Consider the following 10,506-nt stretch of genomic DNA (forward strand, 5'->3'; position numbering starts at 1 on the left):
TTAATCCTCCTTTTTCTCGATTGGCGCAAATTGTGCTAAGAGACGTTTAGGCCCCTCTGATTTAAATATAATGTCCAATTCAACAGAACCATTTTTCTCATTGACATTGCTTACCATGCCTTCGCCCCATGCTTTATGAGTCACTTTATCTCCAACATTCCAGTCAGAAGCTGAAACTTGTTTTTTTGATGATGTAGTACGTTTGCTAAATCCACGTTTAGGTTGTTTTGATGTTTTAGGCGTAATCGTTTGACGTTGTTGCTTAGCTGGCGTTTCTAATAAATCTTCAGGAATTTCACGTAAGAATCTTGAAGGCATATTAGATTGTGAACGACCGTACAACATACGGGATGTCGCATGCGTAATATACAATACTTCTTCAGCTCTAGTTATGGCCACATAACAAATACGACGTTCTTCCTCCATTTCATGGTCGTCATCACTCTTAATTGCACGAATATGAGGAAATAGTGATTCTTCCATTCCCATTAAGAATACGACTGGGAATTCTAATCCTTTCGCTGAGTGCATTGTCATAAGTGTTACGCCATTTTCAATTTGCGCTTCATCAATATCCGCCACTAATGATAAATCTGTTAAAAAGTTAATAAGTGATTGTTCTTCTAAAGGGGTATTCTCTTCATAATCTTTTGGTACGGACATAAACTCATCGATATTCTCTAATCTACTACGTGACTCTATCGTTTGTTCACGTTCAAGCATGTCTCTATATCCTGATTTATCTAAGATTTCAACAACAATTTCACTTACTTCTAAAAATTCCTGTTCTTTGATTAAGTTTTGAATCAGTTCATAAAACTTAATACATTCTTGCGTTACCTTTTTCGAAAGACCAATAAAGTCTACTTCTGCCAAAGCATCAAACATACTAATATTATTATCCATCGCATAGCGTTGAATTTTCTCAACAGATGAAGGGCCAATGCCGCGTTTAGGCACATTAATGACACGTTGTAAACTGATATCGTCATTACTATTGGCAACTATTCTTAAATAACTTAGTAAGTCTTTGATTTCTTTACGGTCATAGAACTTTTGACCACCAACCATCGTATAAGGAAGATTAGATTTCATAAATGTTTCCTCTAAGACACGTGATTGAGCATTTGTTCGATAAAGTATTGCCATATCACTATAATCTTTTCCAGCTTTACGGTGCTTCATAATTTCTCTAACTACATATTCAGCCTCATCACGTTCTGTCATTGCTTCATAGTATTTGATTTTTTCGCCACCTGTATTTGCTGTCCATAACCCTTTTGGTTTTCTCTCTGAATTATGTTTGATGACCTCATTGGCTGCAGTTAAAATCGTCTTAGTCGAACGATAATTTTGTTCTAAAAATATTGTTTTAGCATTAGGATAATCTTCTTCAAATGATAAGATATTTTGAATATCTGCACCTCTCCAGCCATAAATAGACTGATCTGAGTCACCAACTACGCAAAGATTTTTGAATTTACTAGCTAATAACTTCACTAAAGTATATTGCGCTTTGTTCGTATCTTGGTATTCGTCTACATGAATGTATTGGAATTTGTTCTGATAGTATTCAAGTGCATCTGGAATACGTTCAAATAGCTGAATTGTCTTCATAATCAAATCATCAAAATCAAGTGCTTCATTACGCGTCAATTGACGTTGATATCCACTATAAACCGTAGCAACCATTTGTGAATGGAAATCATTCGCCTCATTAATTGCATCTTCAGGTGTTTTGAGTTCATTCTTCAAATTACTAATTGCACCAATAAACATTCTTGGTTCAAAACGTTTACTGTCGATATTTTCATTTTTTAGGACATCTTTAATGACAGATTTTTGATCGGTTGGATCAATAATTGTAAAATTACGTTCAATGCCTATTCTATCTGCATCACGTCGCAATATTCTTACGCACATAGAGTGGAAGGTAGACATCCAAATCACTTGTGCCTCTTCACCTACTAATTGTTCAACACGTTCTTTCATTTCTTTAGCGGCTTTATTAGTAAAAGTGATCGCTAATATATTGTAAGGAGAAACGTCTTTTTCATCTAATAAATAGGCGATACGATGCGTTAACACTCTCGTTTTACCTGAACCAGCGCCGGCCATAATTAACAATGGACCTTCTGTCGTTCTTACCGCTTCACTTTGCTCTTTATTCATATGATCAACTAATGAATTCATTTATTAGACTCCTTTTTTATTTTTACTGTTTTTATCGCTTTTTTAATGTCTTCATAAATAATATTACCTACTACAATAGTGTCTGCATGTTGTGACATTTCTCTAGCTTGTTCAATAGACGTAATACCACCGCCATACACCAGTTGCGTATTCGTTAATAAACGTGATGCAGCTTCAACCGTCGCAACATCACCATATTCTCCACTATATTCAATGTACATCATTGGCAATTTATACATCTCATTAACCATTTGTGCATATGCCTCTACATCTTCAATATCTAAATTCGTATTAGCCTGTGTTAGTTGTGCTACTTTACTATTTGGATTAAGCACGAGATAACCTTCTAACACAACTTCATCAAAATTAACCATAAAACCGAATTGTTTCAAGGCTTGATGCATTATCCCGTTATGATATGTCGTATCCTGACTATTTAACACTGTAGGTACAAAATAAAAATCAAAGCCCGGAATAATACTTTCAATATTAGATATTTCAAGAACTAATGGTAATGGATATCTTCTTACTCTACTCATCAAATGAATGACATTATCTTCAGTAACATTATCTGTGCCACCAATCATGATAGCATCTGTATTTGACATACATAGTGTATCTAAATCGTTATCACTAATTTCTTTTGCAGGATCTAATTTGAACACATGTTGCCACGCTTTAATGTCATACATAATCCCTTAACTCCTTTTTTTAACATACACCAAATTATATCATTTTTAGGGTGCCAATTCTAAATAGAATCATTGGAATTTATACAGTTTATAAGGAAAACAAATTATAATTATTTGCAGTTACACTTGTGAAAAAAATTAATTTTAAACCTATATTTATAAACAGTTATCCCTTCGCATTGAACGTACAGATAAAATGCTCCCTCCAAAACATTCATATGAATGACCGTTTCGAAGGGAGCAATTCACGTTATAACTTTGCGTTTAACGTTATGATATATTATTTTTTCGTTTCTATATTTAGTCGTTCCAAAATCATCGTATACGCATCATTACCCCATTGTAATGAACGTTTCACTCTGGAAATTGTTGCTGTTGAGGCGCCAGATTCCTTTTCGATAGTAGCATAGGTATAGCCCTGTTTAATCATCTTAGCAACTTGTAGTCTTTGAGATAACGATTGAAGTTCATTAACAGTGCATAAATCATCAAAGAATTGATAACATTCTTCTCTATTTTCAAGTGTAAGAATTGCATCAAAAAGTTCATCTAACGCTTGTCCTCGTAATTTCTCTATTTGCATCTCAAACAACCCCTATAATCCGTTTTCAATATACTCTCATTTTAACGCATTAAATAGTTAAAGTGTAGTATTTTAAATGAAAACAGTCACTTATTATTCTAATCCTGCACGTTTGAAAATAGTATCAACTTGATTTAAATGGTGTTCAGGGTTGAAACATTCATCTAATTCATCTTTAGAAAGTACATTTGTAATCGTTTCATCTTTCTCTAACAATTGACGGAAAGGTGTTTTCGTTTCCCAAGATTCCATCGCTTTAGGTTGTACTTTATCATAAGCTTCTTCACGAACCATGCCTTTATTGATTAATGCTAATAATACACGTTGTGAGAAGATTAATCCGAATGTTTTATCGATGTTATTTCTCATATTATCTTCAAACACAGTCAATCTATCTACAATGTTTGTAAAACGATTTAATGCATAATTCAGCGCAATTGTAACATCTGGTAACATGATACGTTCAGCTGAAGAGTGAGAGATATCACGTTCATGCCATAATGGCACATTCTCGTATGCAGTAGTAATATACCCTCTGATTACTCTAGAAATACCTGTGATATTTTCTGAACCAATAGGATTACGTTTATGAGGCATTGCTGATGAACCTTTTTGGCCCTTTGCAAATGCTTCTTCAACTTCTCGTGTTTCAGTTTTTTGTAAATTACGAATTTCGACAGCAAATTTTTCAAGTGATGTAGCTATTAAAGCTAACGTAGCGATATAGTATGCATGACGATCACGTTGTAATGTTTGTGTTGAAACTGGTGCTGTATCAATACCTAAGTGTTCACATACATAGTGTTCTATTTCAGGTGGAATATTAGCAAACGTACCAACTGCGCCACTCATTTTACCCACTTCAATTTCTTTTCGAACTTCTTTGAATCGTTTTAAATTTCGTTTCATTTCAGTGTACCACAATGCCATTTTAACACCGAACGTCGTTGGTTCTGCGTGTACACCGTGAGTACGCCCCATCATCAATGTATATTTATATTTTTTTGCTTTTTGTTCTAAAACATCTATGAAACGCTCAATATCTTTTTCTATAATTTCGTTAGCTTGTTTAATTACATAACTTAGTGCTGTATCAACGACATCTGTTGAAGTTAAACCATAGTGTACCCATTTACGTTCTTCACCTAAAGTTTCTGAAACTTGTCTTGTAAAAGCAACAACATCGTGACGTGTTTCTTGTTCAATTTCTTGTGCGCGTTGCACATCAACTTTAGCGTTCTGTCTTATCTTTTGTACATCTTCTTTAGGAATGTGGCCTAATTCACTCCAAGCTTCACAAGCTAAGATTTCAACCTCTAACCAAGCTTCGTATCTGTTTTGATCAGTCCAAATATTTGCCATTTCTTCTCTTGAATAACGATCAATCATTTCTAATCTCCTATTCTATGTATAAAATTTATAATTCAAAACTGTACATTAAACGTAAATTATCTAAAATAGTTCGTCTTTAAGACTTCAATTTTAGTTTAACAGATTATATATCAAATGTATAAATCTTTTTTTACAAACTTAGTATAATAGATTTCTTTTAAATAATACACTCATCTATTAACAATAGAACTATAAAAAGAGTGAAAAGAAGTTTTGAACACCCTTCTTTTCACTCTTATTCAAGCTATATTTCATTAATTTTAATATTAAAGTTTCTTACCAACAAATTGAATATCTTGTCTTAGAACAACGATATTACCCTCTTCATCTTCAGTATATATTGGTTTTTCAATTCGTTTAACTGGCATATACCCTTCTTCACGCATACGTGATAGACATTCTGAGATGGTTTCATTGTCATTTACTTTGAATTTCATCATGTTCCACAACACTTTCAATTTCTTCAACTTCATATGCTTTAACTTTTCGAGTACGAACACCTTTCGTCCAGAAGCCACCATGAATCGCTCTAGGTTCATACGCTATGATGAATGCTTTCGCATCTAAATTGCGCACTGTTTCCATTAATTTACGTTCATAACGTCTTGGCGTTAATATTTGCATTACCATTCGACTACCATCACGACCGTGTGCTGCGTAGTGTGTAACACCATAACCTAAATTTCTCAATTCATTTGGTAAATCAATCTCATACTCCGATGATGTCACGTTTACTACTGTATAACCCAAAGCGAGTTTTTCTTCGATTTTCATTCCAACTAAAATCCCTATAGAGAAACCAAACGCATAAGCAAAAATATTTTGAATTTGGTCTAAACTAGACATCACCATACCAAGACCAACTACATATACTAATACTTCAAGGAAGCTGACTGCCGCCGCCATATAACGATACCCTTTTAACGTTAATATCGTACGCATAGTTAAAAATGTGACGTAGAAAACGTTGATAACGAATATCGCTAATACCATTGACCATGGATTTGAAGTTATCACTGACATACTAATCCCCTTTTCTTACATGGATATCTAAAATCGAAATAATTTTATCAGTGAATGTTTATTTTGTCACTAGTAAATGTTTTTAATTTTTTGGCCAAGTGTAACGTGTATATGCTAATTCACGTTTATGGGCATTTTTGATATAGTGATTTTCAATCGTATCACGTGCTTCGCTTGACACGTCCTTGCCTTCTAAATAATCATCTATTTCATCATACGTAACACCCAATGCTTCTTCATCAGGTAGTTGAGGTTTATCATCCTCTAAGTCTGCTGTAGGGATTTTTTCGTATAAATGTTTTGGTGCATCTAAATATTTCAATAATTGTCTTCCCTGTCTTTTATTCAGACCGAAGATTGGCGCAATATCGGCAGCACCATCACCATACTTCGTATAGAATCCGGTAATATTTTCAGCTGAATGATCAGTTCCTATGACGATGCCACTTCGATTAGATGCAATTGAAAATTGAACTTTCATACGTTCACGGGCTTTTTCATTACCACGTTGAAAATCTGTTAATGTAATGCCGGCTTCGCTTAACGATTGAACACTTTGATCAACAGCTGGTTTAATGTTAACGGTTATGATTTCATCAGGATGAATAAAGTCTAGCGCGTCTTCGACCTCTTCAGCATCTTTTTGAACACCATAAGGTAATTTCACAGCGATAAATTGACACGCTCGCCCTTCTTTACGTAATTCCTCAACCGCTATCTGTGCCAATTTACCAGTCAACGTTGAATCTTGACCACCGGAAATGCCTAATACTAAAGATTTAATAAATGAATGTGATTGTACATAATTTTTTATGAATTGTATAATGTCACGCGTCTCTTGTTCACTATCAATCGTTGGTTTCACTTTCATTTCTTTGACTACGATATCTTGTAAATTAGTCATTGTCCTCCTCCATTTCTTTCACGTGTTCTGCAACTTCAAATATACGTTTATGTTTGTTATCCCAACAAGCAGTACTTAAATCAACCGGATATTCTTGAGGATTTAAATAGCGTTTATTTTCATCCCACAATTTAGATAGCGCATGCTTAGAATAGTCTTGTGCTTCTTTTTCACTCGGTAATTGATAAACCAATTTACCATTTTCAAAAATGGAGTGATGTAAATCAATCGCCTCAAAGTGTTTAATATGTTTCATTTTGTATGTGTGAACTGGATGGAACATTTTTAAAGGCTTCTCTGTATTAGGATTTTCATGTTCTAACGTAATATAGTCGCCTTCAGCTTTACCTGTTTTTGTATTAATGATGCGATATACCTTTTTCTTACCTGGTGTAGTTACTTTCTCAGCATTGTTAGAAAGTTTGATTCGATCAATATATTGACCGTTATCATCTTCAACTGCTACAAGCTTATACACTGCACCTAAAGCGGGTTGATCATAACCGGTAATCAATTTAGTGCCTACACCCCATGAATCAACTTTAGCGCCTTGAGATTTTAAACTCATAATTGTTTGTTCATCTAAGTCATTAGATGCAATAATTTTAGCATCTTTGAATCCCGCTTCATCTAACATTCTACGTGCTTCTTTAGATAAATAAGCAATATCACCAGAATCTAAACGTATCCCAATGAAATTGATTTTATCCCCTAATTCCTTAGCCACTTTAATCGCTGTAGGCACACCGGATTTCAATGTATGGAACGTATCTACTAAGAAAACGCAATTTTTATGACGTTCTGCATAGATTTTAAACGCCTTATACTCATCACCATATGTCTGAACGAGTGCATGTGCATGCGTACCAGAAACAGGTATACCAAATAATTTACCTGATCTCACATTACTCGTAGAATCAAAACCGCCAATATAGGCAGCACGTGCCCCCCATAGTGCTGCATCCAATTCTTGTGCACGTCGTGTTCCAAATTCCATTAAAGTATCATCAGGTGCAACTTGACGGATTCGACTTGCTTTAGTTGAAATTAACGTATGGAAGTTAATTATGTTTAATAATACTGTTTCTATAAGTTGTGCTTGAATTAATGGTGCTTCTACTCGAAGTAATGGCTCATTACCGAAGCACAATTCACCTTCTTGCATTGAACGTATATTACCAGTGAACTTTAAGTTCTTTAGATAGTTCAAGAAATCATCTTTATAACCAATCGACTGTAAATACGCAATATCAGAATCACTAAAATGAAAATGTTCTATAAATTGAATTACTCTTTTTAATCCATTAAATACTGCATAGCCACTCTCAAAAGGCATATTTCTAAAATACAAGTCAAATACTGCATTTCGTTCGTGAATACCATCATTCCAATAGCTTTCTGCCATATTAATTTGATACAAGTCATTATGTAACATTAAACTGTCATCTTCGTATCGATACACCACAATCTCTCCTAACGATGTTTTAGTACATTTTATCATAATTCATTAGAAGTGCGTATTCACATCTAATTGATACTTTTAAAATAAAAAATATATCAATTAGACAAATTCGTGACAATATATGTAATTGAATGAGTTAATTGATTGTCTAGATTATAATATGAACCGAGGTGGTCTTATGTTATTAGAAGAAGCGAGACGTTTTATCGAAACGATGTATCACGAACTTAATTACAATGCATCGCAACGCGATAATAGATTAAAAGAAATAGAAGAAGAGATTCAATATACAGGTACATATACACATACGTTTGACGAATTAGCGTATGGTGCAAAACTTGCTTGGCGTAATTCTAATCGTTGTATTGGGCGCTTATTCTGGGATTCTCTCCATGTAGAAGATGCAAGAAACGTTGACAATGAGCTTGATTTTATTAATGCTATCAACCATCATCTAAAACATGCAACGAATGATGGTAAAATCAAACCATATATAACGATTTTTTCACCTGATCAAGCACCACGTATATTTAATAATCAACTTATTAGGTATGCAGGCTATGAACATTGTGGTGATCCATTTGAACGAGAAGTAACACAATTGGCCGAACATTTAGGATGGAAAGGTGCAGGCACAGACTTTGATGTACTACCACTCATTTACCAGTTACCTAATGATTCAATTAAACTATATGAGTTACCCCATGAATTAGTAAAAGAAGTTAATATAGAACATGATCAGTACCCAAAATTGAAACAACTAAATTTAAAATGGTACGGTGTTCCTATCATTTCGAATATGGATTTAAAAATTGGTGGTATCACGTATCCAACTGCTCCATTTAATGGGTGGTATATGGTAACTGAAATTGCAGTGCGCAATTTCACAGACCCTTACCGTTATAATTTACTTGAAAGTGTTGCAGAAGCGTTTGAATTTGGTACACTTAAGAATAATTCTTTTAATAAAGATCGAACGCTAGTTGAATTAAATTATGCAGTGTATCATTCATTCAAATCTCAAGGTGTCTCAATTGTAGATCATCTAACTGCATCTAAACAATTTCAATTATTTGAAGAAAAAGAACACGCACATCATCGTGATGTTACAGGAAAATGGTCATGGTTAGCACCACCACTTTCACCAACCCTAACTTCAAACTATCATCATGGTTATAATAATGAAATCAAGGATCCTAATTTTCACTATAAGACATCACAGTCAATGAAGTGTCCGTTCCACTAGTGTTCAATCATTCGAGGTGATGAACAAAGATGCGTTTATATTATTTAGGCCCTAAAGGGACTTTTTCATACTTAGCAGCTAAAACTTATTTATCAGAGGAAGAGGTTACATATTCTCCTAAATCCAATCTCTATGAGGTAATTAAAGCAGTTAACAGTCATAGCAATGCTGTGGGTATCGTCCCTATTGAAAATTCAATTGAAGGAACAATTAATATTGTTGCAGATGCGCTTGCACAAGAAGACATTTATGCTCATGGTGAAATTCATTTAGATATAAATTTTGGCCTATACGCGCTTAAAGGTACTTCACTGGAGGATATTGAAAAGGTATATTCTATCGCACCTGCGATTAGTCAGACCAGCCAATATATACACCGACATCATTTCTTATATGATTACGTCGACAGTACAATACAAAGTTTGGAGAAAATCGATACACATGTTGCTGCTATTGCGCCACTAGGTAGTGGCGAAGCATATGGTTTCGAACCAATTGATGCACACATTCAAGACTATCCGCACAATGTTACGCGTTTTTTAGTTGTTAAAAGTGATGAACACTATAGTGAAACAGCTTCTAGCACGTTGTTATTAATCACACCGAAACATGACAAAGCTGGCCTATTAGCTAGTATACTTAATACTTTTGCATTATTTGATATTAATTTATCATGGATAGAATCTAGACCGCTTAAGACGCAACTAGGAATGTATCGTTTCTTTGTTCAAACCGATATAGGTAAAAGTGAAGCACTTGATAAAGTTATTTCAATTTTAGAAACATTGGACTTCAGTGTTAAAATTATAGGCGCATTCAATCGCCAATAGAAATTAGGAGTGGGCCTGGGACATAAATAATATGATCATGCTATTTTGCAAATTCGCAGTAGCTGACTGAACTGAAAATGCGCTTAAATCAAGCTTTTTTCAGTTCTAGTCATCCTTGCGGGCGGGGCCCCAACAAAGAGAATTTCACTAAGAAATTCTACAAGCAAAGCAAGTTGGGAGT

General features: G+C 34.4%; 10 protein-coding genes. 2 read left to right on the forward strand and 8 right to left on the reverse strand.

Annotated features, from left to right (window positions below; all coding sequences use genetic code 11):
* The 8 genes from pcrA to KA909_RS00260 form a co-directional block, all read right to left on the reverse strand.
* Complete coding sequence (gene pcrA / locus KA909_RS00225) at positions 1-2,193, reverse strand: DNA helicase PcrA (RefSeq protein ID WP_053030389.1); 2,193 nt, start codon at positions 2,191-2,193, stop codon at positions 1-3.
* Complete coding sequence (gene pcrB / locus KA909_RS00230; RefSeq protein WP_193839148.1) at positions 2,190-2,885, reverse strand: heptaprenylglyceryl phosphate synthase; 696 nt, start codon at positions 2,883-2,885, stop codon at positions 2,190-2,192. Before pcrB ends, pcrA begins: the two co-directional genes overlap by 4 nt.
* 280 nt (positions 2,886-3,165) lie before the next feature.
* The gene (locus KA909_RS00235; RefSeq protein ID WP_011275350.1) at positions 3,166-3,468 is read right to left on the reverse strand and encodes a YerC/YecD family TrpR-related protein; all 303 of its coding nucleotides are present in this window, start codon (positions 3,466-3,468) and stop codon (positions 3,166-3,168) included.
* A gap of 93 nt (positions 3,469-3,561) precedes the next feature.
* Positions 3,562-4,857, reverse strand: coding sequence for an adenylosuccinate lyase (gene purB / locus KA909_RS00240; protein WP_193839147.1), 1,296 nt, complete (start codon positions 4,855-4,857; stop codon positions 3,562-3,564).
* Between the two features lie 269 nt (positions 4,858-5,126).
* Positions 5,127-5,297, reverse strand: a complete 171-nt coding sequence (locus KA909_RS00245) for an NETI motif-containing protein (RefSeq protein ID WP_070855045.1) — start codon at positions 5,295-5,297, stop codon at positions 5,127-5,129.
* Positions 5,278-5,883 (reverse strand): DUF2179 domain-containing protein, encoded by a 606-nt coding sequence (locus tag KA909_RS00250; RefSeq protein ID WP_053030392.1) that lies wholly within the window; start codon positions 5,881-5,883, stop codon positions 5,278-5,280. Before KA909_RS00250 ends, KA909_RS00245 begins: the two co-directional genes overlap by 20 nt.
* Before the next feature lie 82 nt (positions 5,884-5,965).
* On the reverse strand, positions 5,966-6,787 hold the full coding sequence (gene nadE / locus KA909_RS00255; RefSeq protein WP_075108567.1) for an ammonia-dependent NAD(+) synthetase: 822 nt from the start codon (positions 6,785-6,787) through the stop codon (positions 5,966-5,968).
* A complete protein-coding gene (locus KA909_RS00260; protein WP_075108566.1) occupies positions 6,780-8,249 on the reverse strand; it encodes a nicotinate phosphoribosyltransferase in 1,470 nt (489 codons plus the stop codon). Before KA909_RS00260 ends, nadE begins: the two co-directional genes overlap by 8 nt.
* A 178-nt stretch (positions 8,250-8,427) precedes the next feature.
* Here KA909_RS00260 and KA909_RS00265 point away from each other — a divergent pair, with 178 nt between their 5' ends.
* Both KA909_RS00265 and KA909_RS00270 read left to right on the forward strand, forming a co-directional pair.
* Complete coding sequence (locus KA909_RS00265; protein WP_193839963.1) at positions 8,428-9,495, forward strand: nitric oxide synthase oxygenase; 1,068 nt, start codon at positions 8,428-8,430, stop codon at positions 9,493-9,495.
* Between the two features lie 29 nt (positions 9,496-9,524).
* A complete protein-coding gene (locus KA909_RS00270; RefSeq protein WP_075108564.1) occupies positions 9,525-10,325 on the forward strand; it encodes a prephenate dehydratase in 801 nt (266 codons plus the stop codon).
* The last annotated feature ends 181 nt before the right edge of the window (positions 10,326-10,506 follow it).

Source organism: Staphylococcus sp. GDX8P54P, assembly GCF_017893165.1.
Classification (GTDB): domain Bacteria; phylum Bacillota; class Bacilli; order Staphylococcales; family Staphylococcaceae; genus Staphylococcus; species Staphylococcus borealis.